Raw genomic sequence first — 16,801 nt, forward strand, 5'->3', positions numbered from 1 at the left:
CCGGCACCTGGCACCACCACGTCTCGGTCAAGAACGTCTCGGTGGTGTTCTGCTACTTCCTCCAGCAACTTCTCCACGCCTACCCTGAGGCCCCGGTCGTCGCCGTGCTCTGCGACAACGGCACCACTCACCACAGCGGAATCACCCAGCGCTGGCTGGCCGAGCACCCTCGTCTCATGCTGATCGAAGGCGCGAAATACAGCCCGCAGGACAACCCCGTCGAACGCGTCTGGGCCGGACTCAAACACCACATCGCCAACACCGCACCCACCACCATGGCCGACCGACTCCGCCAGACCCACGCCTACTTCCGCAACCGCACCACCGAACAAACACTCACCACCGCAGCACCCTGGACCAGCCCCTGGCTACCCGAGAATTTCGGACAAGACTTCTGGCCAGGTGCTTAGCCGCTTGACAGATGATAAGCGTGCGTAGACGATAGGCGAATGCTTATCAATGAACTCGACGCCGTCGCCACCCGGACCAGCCTCGATCTCGTCGCTCGCAGCACGCCGGCCGACTTCGCCAAGCCGACGCCGTGCGCGGCCTGGACCCTCTACGGCCTCGTCGCTCACATGACCACCCAGAACCTCGGGTTCGCCGCCGCGGCGGGCGGCGACGGCGACCTCGGCCGCTGGAAGCTCGTCTCCCTCGGCGACGACCCGATCGCCACCTACCGCGACTCCGTGAAGCAGGTTCTGGACGCCTTCGCGGCCATCGACCGCGAGGAGATCCCGCTGCCGGAGTTCAGCACCGAGGTCACCTTCCGCCCGGAGCAGGCGCTCGGCTTCCACTTCGTCGACTACGTCGTGCACTCCTGGGACGTCGCGCGCACGCTCGGCCTGCCGGTCCGCTTCGACCAGGACGTCCTCGACGCCGCGCTGCGCATCACCGCGTCCGTCCCGGGTGGACAGTCCCGGCTCGCGCCCGGCGCGGCCTTCGGACCGGCCGTCGACGCGGGCGAGCTGTCCGGTTTGGACCGCGTCGTCGCGCTGCTCGGACGTTCGCCGAAGTGGCCGGAGGACCTAGAGTCGGTGGCATGACGACCACACCCCTGCGCTGGGGAATCATGGGCACCGGCGGGATCGCGAGCGCGTTCGCGGAAGACCTGGAGCTGACGGGCTCCGGCATTGTCGCCGCCGTCGGGTCGCGTACGGCCGAGAGCGCGGCCGCCTTCGCCGACCGGCTCGGCGTCGAAACCCGGCACAGCAGCTACGAAGCCCTCGCGAACGATCCCGGCATCGATGTCGTCTACGTCGCGACGCCGCACCCGCTGCACCACGGCAACGCGCGGCTCGCGCTCGAAGCCGGCAAGCCCGTGCTCGTCGAGAAGCCGTTCACGATGAACGCCGAGGAGGCGCGGGACCTCGTCGCGCTGGCCCGGGAGCGCGGCCTCTTCCTGATGGAGGCGATGTGGACGCGCTTCCTGCCGCACATCCGGCACGTCCGGGAGCTGCTGCCGCGGCTCGGCGACGTCGTCACGGTCACCGCCGACCACGGCCAGTGGTTCGCCGAGGACCCGGCGTTCCGGCTGTTCGCGCCGGAACTGGGCGGCGGTGCACTGCTGGACCTGGGGATCTACCCGGTTTCGTTCGCGTCGATGATCCTCGGCGCACCCGACCGCGTCCTCAGCATGGTCGCGCCCGCGTTCACCGGCGTCGACGCGCAGACGTCGATGCTGTTCGGCTACCCCGGTGGCGCGCAGGCCGTGCTGAGCTGCACGTTGCGCGCGGTCTCGCCGACCTCGGCGACGATCGTCGGCACGGACGCGCGGATCGAGATCGAGGGGCCGTTCTACGCGCCCGCGTCGTTCACGCTCATCCCGCGCGAAGGCGACCGAAGCCGCTTCGAGTACGTCGACGAGGGCCGCGGCCTGCGGCACCAGGCCGACGAGGTGGCGCTGCGGCTGGCCGCCGGGGAGACCGAGAGCCCGCACATGCCGCTCGACGAGACGGTCTCGATCATGACCACGATGGACCGGGTGGTGGCCGCGACCAGGACGTGACCGGGGTTTGAGTAGTGCTACGGATCCGCAGGTGGGGGCCGGTGCGTGACGCTGTCCGGTATGACCACCGAAGCGAATGTGCTCCTCCGGCTCGCCGGCGAGATCGACGACCTGGGGCGTCGGCTCGCAGTGGTGGGTTCCGAACTGCGGACCGCCCAGGGCGGCGAGCCGCCTGCCGAAGCGCCGAAGCCGGCCGAAGCGCCGAAGCAGGCTGAGCAGCCGAAACCGCAGCCGCAGCAGGCGCCGCCGCCGCAGGCCGCGCCACAGCAGGCCGTGCCGCCCCGGCCCCAACCGCAGCCTCAGCCCCAGATGCCGCCGCCGTGGCCGCCGCAGTACCAGTGGCAGCCGCCCCAGCCGCCTCCGCAGCAGCGGTACTTCACGCCGCAGCCGCCGTACCAGCCCGTGCCGCGTCAGACGCTGGGCGAGAAGCTCGGCAAGGAGGGCGCGGGCAGCCGGGTGCTGGCCTGGGTCGGCGGTGGCGTCACGCTGCTCGGCGTCGTCCTGCTGCTGGTCCTGGCCGTGCAGCGGGGCTGGCTCGGGCCGCTGCCGCGGGTGCTCATCGGCGCCGCCTTCGGGCTGGCGCTGACCGGCACCGGCGTGTGGCTGCACCGCAAGCCCGCCGGCCGCACCGGCGCGTTCGCGCTGGCCGCCACCGGCATCGCGACGCTCTACCTGGACGCCGTCGCGGCGACGTCGCTGTACGAGTACCTGCCGGTGCTCGCCGGGCTCGCGATCGGGCTGGCCATCACCGTCGGCGGGCTGCTCGTGGCCGTGCGCTGGGAATCGCCGCTGCTGGCTTCGGCCGTCGTCATCGGCTGTGTCGTGTGCGCGCCGATGATCACCGGTGGCTTCACCGCGGAACTGGTCACCTTCCTGCTGATGGTCCAGCTCGCGACGACGCCGGTGCGGCTGCGCCGCGACTGGTCGTCGCTGACGCTGGCCGCCGGGATCCCGCCGCTGCTCGCGTCCGTGATCGCCACCGCGGTCGCGGGTTCGGGCGGCAGCTGGGCCACCACGGCCGCGGCGGCCGGCACCTCGGTCGTCGGGATCGCGCTCGCGCTGATCGTCCTGCGGCGCCGGGAAAACGACCCCGCCGCGCTTGCGGTGCTGGCGACGGCGGTCGTGCCGACGCTGGTCGCCGCGCTGCTGCTGCCGAAGGTCCAGGCCGTGCCGGTCGCGGCCGGGGCGGGCGTCGTGCTGCTCGCCGTGTGGGCGACGCGCAAGTTCTGGCGCGGGCTCGCCGGGCAGCTGGCCGGGGTCGCCGGGCTGCTGGCGATCCTGCAGGCGACGGTCACCCAGTTCGACGGCCCGGCCCGCGCCGGGGTGCTGCTGGGCGAGGCGCTGCTGCTCGTCGTGGCCGCGCTGGGCGGGCGCAACCGCCTCGCCCTCGGTGCCGCGCTCGGCTTCGCGACCCTCGGCGGCGTGATCGGCGTGTTCTTCGACGTGACGCCGGCGCTGCTGATCGTCTCGCGCCCGCGGTCGGCCGCCGACCTGGCCGGCGCGCTCGTGGTGTCGCTGCTGATCCTCGCCGTGTCGATCGCGCTGCCGTGGGCGGCGGCGCGGCTGGAGATCTTCAAGGGCCCGTCCGACGACCTGCCCATCTGGCTGCTGGCCGGGATCGCGGCGCTGTACGGCGCCGGCGGGCTCGTGCTGAGCGGGTCGATGCTGGCGGTGCCCGGGCGCGCCGGGTTCCTGCTGGGCCACGCGCTGATCACGGTGTCGTGGACGGTCGCCGCGCTCGTCCTGCTGCTGCGCGGCATCGAGCTGGTCGCGCTGCGGGTGATCGGCTTGATCCTGGTCGGCGCCGCGGTGCTGAAGCTGGTGCTGTTCGACCTCTCGGCGCTGGACGGCCTCGCCCGCGTCGGCGCGTTTCTCGGCGCCGGGCTGGTGCTGCTGGCGGCCGGGTCGCGGTACGCGCGGCGCGTCGCCTCGCGCTGAGCGGGAAGAAATTGTCGGTGCCCCGTGGTTACCTGGATCACAAGTCCGACCGACCCAGGGGAGCACGAAGCCATGGCCGCACCGAAACTCGCCGACCGAGCCGGGGAACCGATCGGCTGGCTGACCACCGTGACGCCGAAGGGGCGGCCCGCGCCGCGGCCGGTGTGGTTCGTGCTCGACGGCGAAGACGTTCTGGTGTTCAGCCGGCCGGACACCGCGAAGCTGCGGCACATCGAGGCGAACCCCGAGGTCACGCTGAACCTGAACAGCGACGACCACGGCGGTTCGATCCTCGTGGTGAACGGGAAGGCGCAGATCGAGGCGGGCAAGGCCTCGGAAGCGCCCGGGTACCTCGACAAGTACGGCTCCCGCTACAGCGCGATCGGCTTCGACACGCCGGAAGCGTTCGACGCCGCGTACTCCGTCCGCATCCGCGTGGTGCCCGAGCGGTCCTGGGGGTTCTAACGGAGTTCTAGAAGGCGACGTCCAGGCAGGCGAGGCGGGCGCCGGCGGTGCCCGCGTGGCCCGGGTCGGTGTGCGTGTGGGTTTCGTGGAGCACCACGGAGTTCGCCCGCCGCGCGCCGAACGTCCAGTCCACAGTGGACCGGGCGAAGCCGGTGCCCAGCCGGTCGGTGGTGAAGTCGAGCCAGATCTCGTTGCGGGGGTTCGCGTACGCGGGGTGGACGGACGGCTTCACCAGGTCCGGCACGTGCTGGAAGTGCGGCCCGGCGGCGTCACCGGTGGCGCCGCACGGCTGGGCGTGCGCGTGGGCGCCGTAGGAGCGGCCGGGCAGCAGCCCGGTGACGACGAGGGAGGTCGTCGTGCCGGCGTGGGCGGCCGAGAGGCCGAACACGTGGGCCCGGGCGCCGGTCGGGACGAGGTCGGGGCGGTACGTCACCGCGTGCGCGCCGGGGGCGTACGCGGTGAACGTGCCGCCCGCGGTCACGGCGTGCACGGGTGACGCGGCGGCGACGCCGGGAACCAGGACAGCGAGGGCGGCGGCCACGACGACGGAGGGGAGAAGGCGCATAGTGCTTCTTTAGCGGGCCCGCGCCGGGGGCCGCCATGATCGTCACGCCAACGAGTGACGCGCTTCTCGGAGGGTGGGCGATCCCGGGGCCGCGTATCGTCCTCCCGTGCCCGAACACACCGGTGAAACCCGCAACCAGCAGCTGACGCGCAACGTCGCCGAGCTGCTGCAGGAGCTGCGGGTGGCGCAGGCCGGCGTGCAGATCCTCTTCGGCTTCCTGCTGTCGGTCGTGTTCACCGACCGGTTCCACAACGCCAGCGGCTTCGAGAAGTCGCTGCACCTGACCGCGGTGATGCTCTCGGTCGCGGCGACGGCGTTGCTGACCGCGCCCGCCGCGTGGCACCGGCTGCTGTTCCGCACGGGCAGCCGTGAGCGGATCCTGACCGTCGGCAACCGGTTCGTGCTGGTCGGGCTGGTCTGTCTGGCGCTGGCGATCACGTCGACCGTCGCGCTCATCGCGAAGGTGGTCTACGGCGAACCCGCGATGATCGTCGTCGCGGTGCTCACGCTGCTGATCTTCGGCGTGCTGTGGTTCGCCATCCCGTTCCGGCTGCACCCGCTGGCCGGCGATCCGCTGGACGGCGACCCGCTGGAGGACGCTCAGCCGACGGGCCCGCCCACGTAGAGCGTGTCCTCCTGGACGAAGCAGAGCGGGTTGCCGAACGGGTCGTCGGCGTAGAAGGAGCGTTCGCCCCAGAACTGCGTCGCGATGCTGTCGTCGAGCCACCGCGGTCCGGCGGCCCGCACCCGCTCGAAGACCTCGTCGACGTCGTCGACCGCGAGGTAGACGATCCGCGGGTCCCTGGCGGGCCGGGCTTCCCGGTGTTCGAGCGGCGCTTCGACGCAGGCGAGCACCACACCGCCGCAGGTGAAGTAGTGCCGGTTGAGCGCGACCCGCTCGCCGGGGTCGCCGATGACCCGCGCGTAGAACGCGACCGCCGCCTCGATGTCGTCGACGGGCTGGATCAACCGGAACACCCGTGGACCGCTCATGCGTTGAGACAGTACCGGTGCGCATCCCGCGTTCGGCGGCAGTCGCCGGACGGCGGGGCCGCGCGGACGAGTTCGCTCTTGACAGCGGGTGGACAATAAAAAATCGACGTGCTCTCCATAAAGAATGAGAGAACCCGTCGAATGTGTTGTCAGTCTAACCGCTGTGAGGGGAACTTGTCAAATCTGGGGTACGACGAGGAATTGCGGGCCGAGCGTGCGTACACGGCCGAGCTGTACGCGCGTCTCGACCGCGAACGCGCGCAGGCGGCGGCCCGCTTTCGGGCCGCACTGGGGGAAACCGGGATCGCGCTGGTCGAGCGCGACGCCGACGTGCGTGTCCGGGCGCGCGAGACGGCACGGCTGAACGTCGTCGACAACGGGCTCTGCTTCGGCCGGCTCGACGCCGTTTCGGGAGAACGGAGTTACATCGGCCGGATCGGCATCTTCGACAGCGAAAACGACTACGAACCGCTGCTGCTCGATTGGCGGGCGCCGGCGTCTCGCGCGTTCTACGTCGCGACGGCGGCATCGCCGGAGGACATGCGGCGACGGCGTCAGTTCCACACGATGGGCCGCCGGATCGACGACTTCACCGACGAGGTGTTCGGCCGTCCTGGCGATCACGAACGCGGTGACGCGGCCCTGCTGGCGGCCGTCAACGCGCCGCGGGGTGCGGGGATGCGCGACATCGTCGCGACGATCCAGGCCGAGCAGGACGAGATCATCCGGCTCGGCCACGCGGGCGTGCTGGTCGTCGAAGGCGGGCCCGGCACCGGCAAGACCGCGGTCGCGCTGCACCGGGTGGCCTACCTGCTCTACACCCAGCGTGAGCGGATGTCGCGCAGCGGCGTGCTGGTGGTCGGGCCGAGCCCGGTGTTCCTGGACCACATCGGCCGCGTGCTGCCCTCGCTCGGCGAGTCGGACGTCGTGTTCCTGACCACCGGCGGCCTCGTGCCGGGCCTGCGCGTCACCGCCGAGGACGCACCGGAGGTGGCGAAGCTCAAGGGCTCGCTGAAGATCCTCGACGTCCTCGCGGCGGCGGTCGCCGACCGGCAGAAGGTGCCCGACGAGCCGGTGCCGGTCGAGCTCGCCGACGTCACGGTCGAACTCGACGAGGACGTCGCCGACGAGGCGCGGACCGAGGCGCGCCGGACGGGGCTGCCGCACAACGAGGCCCGCGCGGTGTTCCGCGAGACCGTCGCCCGGATCCTCACCGAGCGGGCGGTGGCGGAGATCGGCGAAGGCTGGCTGAGCCGGGAGGACGAAGGTGCGTGGGAGAACCTGCGCGCCGACGTCCGCGAAGAACTGGCGGAGCACGAAGAACTCGGCTCGGTGGTCGACGCGCTGTGGCCTTCGCTGACGCCGGAGACGCTGCTGGCGCCGCTGTACCTGTCCCCGCGCCGGCTCCGGGCCGCCGGGGCCGACCCGGCGCTGGCCCGCGCGGACGGCATGGCGTGGACGGTCTCGGACGTCCCGCTGCTCGACGAGCTGGCCGACCTGCTCGGCCGGGACGACGCCGCCGAACGCGCCGCCGCGAAGCGGCAGGCGGAGGAGGACGCCGAGTACGCCGGCGGCGTCATGGACCTCCTCAAGCTGGACCGCGAGGAACTGGACGAAGACGTCCAGCTGGTCGCCACGGACCTGCTCTACGCCGAGGACCTCGCCGGCCGGTTCGCCGAGCGCGACACCCGTGACCTCGCCGAACGCGCGGTCGAGGACCGCGACTGGACGTACGGGCACGTCGTCGTCGACGAGGCGCAGGAACTGTCCGAAATGGACTGGCGGGTGCTGATGCGGCGGTGCCCGAGCCGGTCGTTCACGATCGTCGGCGACCTCGCGCAGCGGCGGTCGGCGGCCGGGGCGACGGCGTGGGCGCCGGTGCTCGCGCCGTACGTCCGCGACCGCTGGCTGTACCGGGAACTGACCGTGAACTACCGCACGCCGGCGGAGATCATGACCGTCGCCGGCAAGCTGCTCGCGGAGTTCGCACCGGACGCGCGGCTGCCGGAGTCGGTGCGCGCGAGCGGGGTCCGACCGTGGTCCAGACAAGTTGCGGAGGGCGACTTGCAAGGTGCCATCGACGAATTCGACCGTGCCGAAGGCGGCCGTGACGGCACGAGTGTCGTGATCGGCCCGGCGGGGGTGCCGGGCACGGTCCCGCCGTCGGCGACCAAGGGCCTCGAGTTCGACGCCGTCCTCGTCGTCGAGCCCGAGCGGATCCTGGCCGCAGGGCCGCGTGGCGCGGCCGAGCTGTACGTCGCCCTGACCCGCGCCACGCAGCGCCTCGGTGTCCTCTACCGGGACGCGCTGCCGTCGTCGCTGACCGGGCTCGCGGAGGCCGGGGTGCCGGTTTCCGCGGGGTACCGCCGGTTCCTGTAGCCGACCGGGGGTGGCGGGCTGGGTCTCGGCCCGTCATCCCCGGCCGTTACGCGGTGAGCCGGCCCCAGGCGTAGTTCTGCTTGGCCAGCTTCAGGTACACGAACAGCTCGGTGCCGGAGACACCCGGGATCTGCCGGATCTCCTCACCGAGCACTTCGAGCATGTGGTCGTCGTCCCGGCAGACGAGTTCCGCCAGCAGGTCGTAGCGTCCGGCGCACAGCACGACGTAGTGGACGTGCGGCAGTTCGGACAGCTTGTCCGCCACCGCACGGGGATCCGCGCCGTCGACGCTGATCCCGACCATCGCCTGCCGCGTCAGATCGACGTTGGCGGGGTCCGTCACCGCGACGATCTGCATCAGGTCGTCGCGCAGCAATCGCTGCACCCGCTGGCGGACGGCACCCTCGGAAAGTCCGACCGCCTTGGCGAGCGCGGTGAACGAGGCCCGGCCGTCCTGCTGGAGCAGAGCGATCAGCGATCTGTCCGTATTGTCAAGTCCTCGCGCACGTGATTCGTCACCCATGCCGTCCCTCCCTGTGTTTCGGCATGTGATTTGTCAAGTGCGCAGCGTATCGAGACCTGACCAGAAAGCGAGAGCCCCAGGCCAGCTTCACGTGATCCGGCGTGCGCGCGGCGATCAGCCGAGGAATCGGTGGCCCGGGAGGAAAATCACAAGCCAATCCGAGGCTCTTCTGTGCGCCCGCACACAGCCGGGGGCGTCGGCGGGCCGCTCCCGGGTCCCGTTCGGTGGCTCGTCGTCACCGAACCGGAACTCCAGGAGCACAAACGCATGCCGCGCGGGGCGACGTCGTGCTCACCCGAGATCCCGCCGGCCGAGGTCTTCCTCGGTCTCACGGCGCACCAGCAGCGTCGCGACGCCGTCCTTCACACCGACCAGCGGCGGGCGGCCCACCTGGTTGTAGTTCGAGGCCAGCGAGTGGTGGTACGCGCCGGTGCACGGCACGGCCAGCAGATCACCGGCGTGCAGGTCGCCGGGCAGGAGGATGCCGTCGGCGAGGACGTCACCGGACTCGCAGTGCCGGCCGACGACGGTCATCGGGGCGCGCTTTTCCTTCGACCGGCGGCCGACCAGGCGCGTCGTGTAGCGCGCGCCGTAGAGCGACGGCCGCGCGTTGTCGCTCATGCCGCCGTCGACCGCGACGAACGTGCGGCTGCCGCGCTTGACCGCGCACACGCGGTACACCGTGATCCCGGCCGGGCCGACGATCGCCCGGCCGGGCTCGATCGTCAAGCGCGGCAACGGAAAGCCGTGGGCCGCGCACTCGTACCCGAGCGCCACGCGCAGGCGTCGCGAGTAGCCGCCGAGGTCGAACGCGGGCTCGCCGCCGAAGTACGGGACGGCGTGGCCGCCGCCGAGGTCGAGCTCCCGCAGCGTGACGCCGTGGACGTCACGGATCCGGACGAGCACCTCGGCCATCCGTCGCGCGGCGGCCTCGTACCGGTCGACGCGGGAGATCTGCGAGCCGATGTGGCAGTGCAGTCCGGCCAGCCGCAGCCCGGGTTGGGCGAGAACGGCTTTCACGGCGGCGTCGACGTTGTCCGGGACGCCGTCGAGCAGTGAAAAGCCGAACTTCTGGCCCTCGGTGCCGGTGCTGATCGACGCGTGCGCGCCGGCCGCGACGCCCGGCGTCACGCGGATCATCACCTGCTGCGCGCCGTGGGCGAGCGCACCGAGCTGCTCGATCTCGTCGAGCGAGTCGACGACGATCCGGCGGACGCCGTACTCGAGGGCGGCCTTCAGGTCTTCGGGCGTCTTCGCGTTGCCGTGCAACAGCATGCGCTCCGGGGGGAAGCCGACTCCGCGGGCGACCGCGATTTCGCCCGCGGAGCAGGTGTCGAGCGACAACCCCTCTTCGGCGACCCAGCGCAGCACCGAGCGCGTGCACAGCGCCTTGCTCGCGTACGCGACTTCGACGTCCGGCAGCGCGCGCCGGTACTCGCGCGCGGTGTCGCGGACCTGCTGCTCGTCGATGAGGTAGGAGGGCGTCCCGAAGCGGGCGGCGAGGTGGCTGACCTTCGCGCCGGCGAGGAGCAGCTCACCGTCTTCGCCGAGTCGGGTGCTTCGCGGCCAGAGTCCTGGCTCGAGGTGATCGGCGGCCTCGCAGCCGAGGCTGGGAAGAAGCTCGCTGAGCGTCACGGTGTGCCTCCGGGCATCACGGCGGATCGGACTCCGTCAGGACACCTCTGCTTCGTTGTTCGCGGAGTACCTCCGAATGCCGTCCTGACGGGTTTCCGATGCCCGCTGACGTGTCCTTGATGCGCGAGTAACTTCGGCCACACCCCTGTTGACCTGCGAAGAGCTGACTTCCGGTGACGGTGGTCGTCACGTGGGGCATGGTGACCATCGAGATGAACGAAACCGAGTTCGCGGATCGGACCGAGCTGCACCGGCGCGAGCTGCCTGCGCGCGTGGCTGTACAAGATCGCCACGAACGCGTGCCTCGACTTCCTCGGTCGCACGTCGCACGTTGTGCCCTTCGTCGATCTGCCGCCGGCTTCGAGTCCACACCTGGCGCCCCGGCCCGCGGCGGCGGTCCCGTGGCTCCAGCCCTGCCCGGACGACCTTCTCGACGCGGTTGTCGCGCGCGAGACGATCGAGCTGGCGTTCCTCGCGGCCGTCCAGTACCTCTCCGCCCCGGCAACGCGCGGTGCTGATCCTTCGCGACGTCGCCGGCTGGACGGCGAAGGAGACCGCGAAGACGTTGGAGACAACCCCGGCTTCGGTGAACAGTTCGCTTCAGCGGGCGCGCGCCGAGCTGCAGGAGCAACTGCCTTCGCGGCGTACGGAGTGGCGCGTCGAGTCGAGCGGCGACGAGCGCGCGGTCGTCTCGCGGTACATCGCGGCGATCACGGCCGGGGACGACCAGGCCATCGCGGCAGTCCTGCGTGACGACGTCCGCTGCAGCCACCAGCCGGGCGCCGGCGGCCACGTCGGCACCACGCCGACGTGGTACGGCGGGCTCGCGACGGTCCTCGAAGGCTGGGCTCCGGTGCTGCGCGGGCCGGACTCGATGGAGCTGCGGATGCGGTTCGTGCGGGCCAACGGTGGCCCCGCCGTGGCGACGTACCTTCGCCACGACGGCGCGTTTCACGCGTTCGGCCTGAACACGTTCCTCATCGTGGACGGTGCGGTCGCCGAAGTGACGACCTTCGTCCCGGGCGTGTTCGAGGCGTTCGGCCTGCCCGGCCCTGCTGCCGGACTGAGCGTCAGCGGACGGGCTCGGGCACGGTGTCGAGCTCGTGCACCATCCGCACGGCCAGCGCCAGTGCCTTGGTGTCGTTGAGCTTCGTGTCTTCCATGACGATGTTCTTGACGCGCTCGACGCGCAGGTCGTAGCGGCTGTGGTAAGAGGTCGACGCGGTCATCGTGATCCTTGTCCGGTGCTCTGTTTTTTCTGGTGGTCCTGTGCGGTACCGCAGACGCAGCCGCGGTCGACCCCCTGGCCGGCCTCGGTGGCCGCGCAGTAGCGGCGCGCGATGGCGTCGTGCGCGTCGAGGGAGTGCGGGCAGTTGGGGCACTGCGGACCTGTGGCGGACACTTCGAGAGCGTCCGGGGCGGGGGCTGTCATGCCATCACCTTCTTCGCTCGTAGCGGTTCACCCGCTTCATGGAGGTGTTGCAGTACGTAGCCGTAGGAGCGGGCCCAGCCGCACTCCGCGTAGGAAATCCCGTGCCGGTCGCAGAAGTCCCGGACGATGACCTGCGCGTGCTTGAGGTTCGGCCGGGGCATGCTCGGGAACAGGTGGTGCTCGATCTGGTAGTTCAGGCCGCCGAGGGCGAAGTCGACGACCGGCCCGCCGCGGACGTTGCGGGAGGTGAGTACCTGCTTGCGCAGGAAGTCCAGCGTGTGCCCGGCGCTCAGCATCTCCATGCCCTTGTGGTTGGGCGCGAACGAGCAGCCCATGTACAGCCCCCAGAGGAACTGGTGCACGAGGATGAAGATGATCCCGGTGAGCGGGGAGAGCACGATGAACACGGCCGCGAGGTAGGCGGCGAGGTGCGCGATCAGCAGCGCGGACTCCAGCTTGCGCTTGCGGATGTCCTTGTTCAGCACCGCTTTCACGCTGGAGACGTGCAGGTTGAGGCCTTCGAGCAGCAGCAGCGGGAAGAACAGGAACGCCTGGTACTTCGCCATCCAGCGCAGGAAACCGCGTTTGCGCGCGCTCTGCGCCTTGCTGAACGCGAGCGCGGCGATGTCGACGTCCGGGTCTTCGTCCTCGTGGTTCGGGTTGGCGTGGTGGCGGGTGTGGGTGCCCATCCACCAGCCGTAGCTCAGCCCGGTGAGTCCACCGTGGACGAACCCGGTCGCGTCATTCGCTTTGCGGGTGCGGAAGATCTGCTTGTGGCCGGCGTCGTGCCCGATGAACGACAGCTGCGCGAACATCATCGCGAAGAACGCGGCGAGGAACAGCTGCCACCAGGAGTCGCCGAGGTAGACGAACGCGACCCAGCCGCCACCGAAGGCGGCGAGGTTCAATCCGATCCGCAGCACGTAGTAGCGTCGGCGCCGCTGGAGGAGGCCGGCGGCCTTGACGAGCCGGGAGAGCTCGGCGAAGTCGCTGCCGGTGGACACAGGGGTATCCGGAACTTGGGTGGCACTCATCGGCACAACCGCTCTGGGTAAGTCGTAAAGGCTTGACCAGCAACGGTTTCCGGCCCCGACAGGGTCCGGGCCGGTCCGGGAAAAGGGCACTGGGGCCTGGTCGCGGTGGTACCGCGTCCTTAGGCAAGCCTCTCACTCCGCCGCCGTATTGGCAATTCCCGCAGGTGGCCGCCGAGGTGTACAGTCGGCCACATCGGGATGGCGGTGACGTACCGCACACCCGGAGCCTTCCGGTCGTGAGAAGTTTCGGCCGGGGACGGGAGCCGCGCCGGGCACGAACCCGCGTGTATCGCAACCATGTCAGCCGTTCGGCTGGCGAGCAGCCGCCCGTAGTCGCGCAAAGCGACGCCCGAGGCGCCCAGTGAGGTTGCTACCGCGAGGATCGCGCCCGGTGGACCCCTGTCGCAGGTGATTCGTCGGCGAGCCGTGGTTCGGCGTCATCGCACTCTCGGCCCGTCGGCGGGTCGCCACTCGCGCGTCACGAGAGCCCCCAGGACGAGAGCAGGCCGAAGAGCCGTTCCCGCTCGCCCGCCGTCAGCAGCCGGCTGGGCGGCCGGACGTCCGGGCGGCACAAGCCGAGCTGGGCGAGCGCGTCCTTCACGACGCTGACGTTGTTGGCGTTCCCGTTGGCCGCACGGAGTTCTTCGAACGGCCGGATGCGTTCCCAGACGGCCATCGCCGCCAGATAGTCCCCTGTGGACAGTGCGTGGAACATGCCGAGCGAGATCGCCGGGTCGACGTTCACCAGCCCGGACGTGAACCCGGTGGCGCCCACGGCGAAGTAGCCGGGGGCGGAGAGCTCGGCCAGCCCGGCGATCCACACGAACCGTTCGAAGCCGGCGTCCCGCGCGACCGAGCCGAAGCGCACCGGGTCGGGTACCGCGTACTTCACGCCGATGACGTTCGGTGCCGCGACACCCAGCGCGTGCAGCTGTTCGCCGCCGATCGCGGGGTTGCGCACGTAGAGCACCACGCCGAGCTCCGGCACCGCGCCGGCGATCGCGGCGTGGTAGTCGACCCAGCCGTCACCGGAGACGTACGGGTGCACCGGCTGGTGGATCATGATCATGTCCGCGCCGGAGTCCCGCGCGTGCCGGGCGGCCCGCGTCGCCGACGCGACGTCGTGCCCGATCCCGGCGAGCACACCGGCCCGCCCGGCCACGGCTTCGACGGTGACCTCGAGGCACTGCCGGGCCTCACCCGCGTCGAGCGCGTAGAACTCGCCGGTGTTCCCGTTGGGTGTCACGACCTCGATGCCGCCGGTGACCAGCCGGTCCACGAGCTTCGCGTAGGTCGGGCCGTCGACGGCGCCCTCGGCGTCGAACGGCGTGACCGGGATGGCCACCACCCCGGAAAGCCGCCGCCTCTGCTGCTCGAACGTCATCGGGCCCCTTCCGGATCACGGTCACCACGGTCTTCCCGGCCGGCCGGGAAGGAACGAAAGTCCTCGCCAAGGCCCTGTCCGATCTGATATATGATGCGACATACAATATTATCACGGGCAAGGAGCAGCCATGCAGGGTCGCAGCGGCTTCCGATTCCGACGGGTGGTGCTGGCGGTGAGCCTCGCCGCCGGCCTCACGGCGTGCGGCGCCCCCGGCGGCGACGGCGGCCAGGCAGCGGCCCCGCAGGCCGTGCCGGACAAGCCGAGCAAGCCGGTCGTGCTGAACATCCTCGACATCGCGGGCAACCTGCAGCTCACCAAGCAGATGATCGAGAACTTCAAGGCCGCGCACCCCGAAGTGCTCTCCAAGGTCACCTATTCGACGGCCCCCGCCCCGAGCATGGCGGGCAAGCTCAAGGCCGAGCAGGACGGCGGCGTCGCCCAGACCCACCTGGTCCTCAGCGGCACCGACGGCCTGTCCGCCGGTATCGCGAACGGCACGCTCGCGAAGGTCCTCCCGGATTTCGCCGGCCGGTTCCCGAACCTGATGCAGAACTACCTGGAGCCCGCGGCCAAGATGCAGGACCTGGCCAACGGCTACGGCGTCGAGGTCGTCTACTACCCATCGGGCCCGTTGCTGGAGTTCAACCCGGCCGCGGCCGCCACGCCGCCGACGTCACCGCAAGAGCTGCTCGACTGGGCGAAGGCGCACCCGGACAAGTTCCAGTACGCCCAGCCGGCGAACTCCGGCCCGGGCCGGACGTTCCTGATGGGCCTGCCCTACCTCCTCGGGGACAAGGATCCGAAGGACCCGGACAAAGGATGGGACAAGACCTGGGCGTTCCTGCAGGAGCTGGGCAAGTACGTGAAGTACTACCCGTCCGGCACCACCGAGGCGATGAAGAACCTCGCCTCCGGCTCGGTCGACATGGTCATGTCCACCACGGGCTGGGACATCAACCCGCGCAAGCTCGGCACGGTGCCGAACACGGTCAAGACCGCGATCATGCAGCCGATGCACTGGGTCACCGACGCCCAGTACGCGCTCATCCCCAAGGGCCTCTCCGGTGACCAGACGTCGGCGATCCTGCAGCTGATCGCGTGGATGCTCAAGCCCGACCAGCAGGCCATCGCCTACGACGACGGCTACTTCTACCCCGGCCCGGCCGTCAAGGACGTCACCCTCCAGATGGCGCCGCAGAATAGCCAGGACACGATCAAGCAGTTCGGCCGCCCGGAGTACGAGCAGTGGATCGCCCAGTACCCCAAGGAGACGTCGCTGCCGGCCGAGCAGCAGGTCAAGGCGTACGACAAGTGGAACCAGCTGGTCGGCGGCTCGAAGGTCGGCAAGAAGTGACGTTCGAGCAGCTGCGGCTGGACGGTGTCTCGCGCAGCTTCGGCACCGCGAACGCCCTGCAGGGCCTGGACCTCGCCATCACCCGCGGCGAGTTCGTGGCCCTGCTGGGCCCGTCCGGCTGCGGCAAGTCGACGGCCCTCAACTGCCTCGCCGGCCTGCTGCCCCTGACGGGCGGCAGCATCTGGCTCGACGACACCCGCATCGACGGCCGCCCGCCGGAGCAACGCGGGTTCGGGATGGTCTTCCAGAACTACGCGCTGTTCCCGCACCTGTCCGTCCGCGCGAACGTCGGCTTCGGCCTCCAGATGCGGAAGGTCGCCCGCGCCGAGGCCCGCCGACGCGTCGACGAGGCGCTCCGGCTCGTCCAGCTCACCGAGCACGCGGCGAAGTTCCCCGCCCAGCTCTCCGGTGGCCAGCAGCAACGCGTCGCGATCGCGCGGGCCGTGGTGCTGGAGCCCGCGGTCGTCCTGATGGACGAGCCGCTGTCCAACCTGGACGCCAAGCTCCGCCTCGAGATGCGGATGGAGATCCGCCGCCTCCACCAGACCCTCGGCCTCACCACGGTCTACGTCACCCACGACCAGGAGGAGGCGCTCTCGCTCGCCGACCGGCTGGTCGTGCTGCGTGAGGGCGCGGTCCAGCAGATCGGCACCCCCGAGGAGGTCTACGCCCAGCCGGTGAACAGCTACGTCGCCTCCTTCATGGGCTACCGCAACCTCCTGGACCTGACCCTCACGAACGCCGCTGGCGTCACCGGCTCGTCGGCCGCGGGCTTGTCGGTCACCGGTTCGCCGGTCACCGTCGAGGGCGACGGCGTCCGCCTGACCGGCACCAACCGCGACGACCTCACGGACGGCCCGGCCAAGGTCGCCATCCGCCCCGAGGACTTCGTCGTGGGCGAAGGCGCCGAGAACGCCCTCGACGTCACGGTGGAGATCGTCGAGTACCACGGCCGTGAGCTGTCGGTCTCGGCCCGCTTGGCGAACGGGGTCCCGGTCTACTTCCGCACGGACAAGCGCCTCGCCCCCGGCGACCCGGTGAAGATCGGCGTCCCGGCCGAGCGGGTCCTGGTGTTCGCGCCGTGACCG

The 16,801-nt window shown here is 70.7% G+C and carries 18 protein-coding genes; 10 read left to right on the plus strand and 8 right to left on the minus strand.

The genetic code is table 11. The features are described from left to right. The 5 genes from ACLJQZ_RS00005 to ACLJQZ_RS00025 form a co-directional block, all read left to right on the plus strand. Positions 1-410, plus strand: a 410-nt coding sequence (locus tag ACLJQZ_RS00005; RefSeq protein WP_410617841.1) for a transposase, incomplete at its 5' end; no start/stop codon positions are given. Positions 411-449: 39 nt separating this feature from the next. Continuing rightward, positions 450-1,046, plus strand: coding sequence for a TIGR03086 family metal-binding protein (locus ACLJQZ_RS00010; RefSeq protein WP_410617843.1), 597 nt, complete (start codon positions 450-452; stop codon positions 1,044-1,046). Next, positions 1,043-2,008: a Gfo/Idh/MocA family protein gene (locus ACLJQZ_RS00015; protein ID WP_410617844.1), complete on the plus strand. Its 966-nt coding sequence runs from the start codon at positions 1,043-1,045 to the stop codon at positions 2,006-2,008. Before ACLJQZ_RS00010 ends, ACLJQZ_RS00015 begins: the two co-directional genes overlap by 4 nt. 60 nt (positions 2,009-2,068) lie before the next feature. Then, positions 2,069-3,946 carry a DUF2339 domain-containing protein gene (locus ACLJQZ_RS00020; protein ID WP_410617845.1) on the plus strand — a complete coding sequence of 626 codons (1,878 nt, stop codon included), beginning with the start codon at positions 2,069-2,071 and terminating at the stop codon, positions 3,944-3,946. Between the two features lie 72 nt (positions 3,947-4,018). After that, a complete protein-coding gene (locus tag ACLJQZ_RS00025; protein ID WP_410617847.1) occupies positions 4,019-4,411 on the plus strand; it encodes a TIGR03667 family PPOX class F420-dependent oxidoreductase in 393 nt (130 codons plus the stop codon). A gap of 7 nt (positions 4,412-4,418) precedes the next feature. On the opposite strand, the gene ACLJQZ_RS00030 is transcribed toward ACLJQZ_RS00025, so the two are convergent. After that, complete coding sequence (locus tag ACLJQZ_RS00030; RefSeq protein WP_410617848.1) at positions 4,419-4,976, minus strand: superoxide dismutase; 558 nt, start codon at positions 4,974-4,976, stop codon at positions 4,419-4,421. A 106-nt stretch (positions 4,977-5,082) separates the two neighbouring features. Here ACLJQZ_RS00030 and ACLJQZ_RS00035 point away from each other — a divergent pair, with 106 nt between their 5' ends. Continuing rightward, the gene (locus ACLJQZ_RS00035) at positions 5,083-5,601 is read left to right on the plus strand and encodes a DUF6328 family protein (RefSeq protein ID WP_410617850.1); all 519 of its coding nucleotides are present in this window, start codon (positions 5,083-5,085) and stop codon (positions 5,599-5,601) included. On the opposite strand, the gene ACLJQZ_RS00040 is transcribed toward ACLJQZ_RS00035, so the two are convergent. Continuing rightward, positions 5,577-5,969 (minus strand): VOC family protein, encoded by a 393-nt coding sequence (locus ACLJQZ_RS00040; protein WP_410617851.1) that lies wholly within the window; start codon positions 5,967-5,969, stop codon positions 5,577-5,579. The genes ACLJQZ_RS00035 and ACLJQZ_RS00040 overlap by 25 nt on opposite strands. Before the next feature lie 141 nt (positions 5,970-6,110). On the opposite strand from ACLJQZ_RS00040, the gene helR reads away from it, so the two are divergent. Beyond that, a complete protein-coding gene (gene helR / locus ACLJQZ_RS00045) occupies positions 6,111-8,348 on the plus strand; it encodes an RNA polymerase recycling motor ATPase HelR (protein WP_410618565.1) in 2,238 nt (745 codons plus the stop codon). A 46-nt stretch (positions 8,349-8,394) separates the two neighbouring features. On the opposite strand, the gene ACLJQZ_RS00050 is transcribed toward helR, so the two are convergent. Further along, the gene (locus ACLJQZ_RS00050; RefSeq protein ID WP_247059053.1) at positions 8,395-8,871 is read right to left on the minus strand and encodes an Lrp/AsnC family transcriptional regulator; all 477 of its coding nucleotides are present in this window, start codon (positions 8,869-8,871) and stop codon (positions 8,395-8,397) included. A 291-nt stretch (positions 8,872-9,162) separates the two neighbouring features. Continuing rightward, positions 9,163-10,506, minus strand: coding sequence for a diaminopimelate decarboxylase (gene lysA / locus ACLJQZ_RS00055; protein ID WP_410617852.1), 1,344 nt, complete (start codon positions 10,504-10,506; stop codon positions 9,163-9,165). Between the two features lie 511 nt (positions 10,507-11,017). On the opposite strand from lysA, the gene ACLJQZ_RS00060 reads away from it, so the two are divergent. Then, entirely contained in the window at positions 11,018-11,653 is a 636-nt protein-coding gene (locus ACLJQZ_RS00060; RefSeq protein WP_410617854.1) for a sigma factor-like helix-turn-helix DNA-binding protein, read from the plus strand. Here ACLJQZ_RS00060 and ACLJQZ_RS00065 read toward each other — a convergent pair. The 4 genes from ACLJQZ_RS00065 to ACLJQZ_RS00080 form a co-directional block, all read right to left on the minus strand. Continuing rightward, a complete protein-coding gene (locus tag ACLJQZ_RS00065) occupies positions 11,577-11,735 on the minus strand; it encodes a DUF6307 family protein (protein ID WP_247059049.1) in 159 nt (52 codons plus the stop codon). The two genes, ACLJQZ_RS00060 and ACLJQZ_RS00065, sit on opposite strands and share 77 nt — an antisense overlap. Beyond that, positions 11,732-11,938 (minus strand): RGCVC family protein, encoded by a 207-nt coding sequence (locus ACLJQZ_RS00070; RefSeq protein WP_328447391.1) that lies wholly within the window; start codon positions 11,936-11,938, stop codon positions 11,732-11,734. Before ACLJQZ_RS00070 ends, ACLJQZ_RS00065 begins: the two co-directional genes overlap by 4 nt. After that, positions 11,935-12,972, minus strand: a complete 1,038-nt coding sequence (locus ACLJQZ_RS00075) for a fatty acid desaturase family protein (protein WP_410617856.1) — start codon at positions 12,970-12,972, stop codon at positions 11,935-11,937. Before ACLJQZ_RS00075 ends, ACLJQZ_RS00070 begins: the two co-directional genes overlap by 4 nt. Before the next feature lie 478 nt (positions 12,973-13,450). Next, positions 13,451-14,356 carry a dihydrodipicolinate synthase family protein gene (locus ACLJQZ_RS00080; RefSeq protein WP_410617857.1) on the minus strand — a complete coding sequence of 302 codons (906 nt, stop codon included), beginning with the start codon at positions 14,354-14,356 and terminating at the stop codon, positions 13,451-13,453. 130 nt (positions 14,357-14,486) lie between these two features. Between ACLJQZ_RS00080 and ACLJQZ_RS00085 the strand changes: the two genes are divergently transcribed. Continuing rightward, on the plus strand, positions 14,487-15,713 hold the full coding sequence (locus ACLJQZ_RS00085; RefSeq protein WP_410617858.1) for an extracellular solute-binding protein: 1,227 nt from the start codon (positions 14,487-14,489) through the stop codon (positions 15,711-15,713). Next, positions 15,710-16,798, plus strand: coding sequence for an ABC transporter ATP-binding protein (locus ACLJQZ_RS00090; RefSeq protein ID WP_410617860.1), 1,089 nt, complete (start codon positions 15,710-15,712; stop codon positions 16,796-16,798). Before ACLJQZ_RS00085 ends, ACLJQZ_RS00090 begins: the two co-directional genes overlap by 4 nt. Positions 16,799-16,801: the final 3 nt, after the last annotated feature.

Source organism: Amycolatopsis sp. cmx-8-4 (assembly GCF_046548675.1).
Taxonomy (GTDB): domain Bacteria; phylum Actinomycetota; class Actinomycetes; order Mycobacteriales; family Pseudonocardiaceae; genus Amycolatopsis.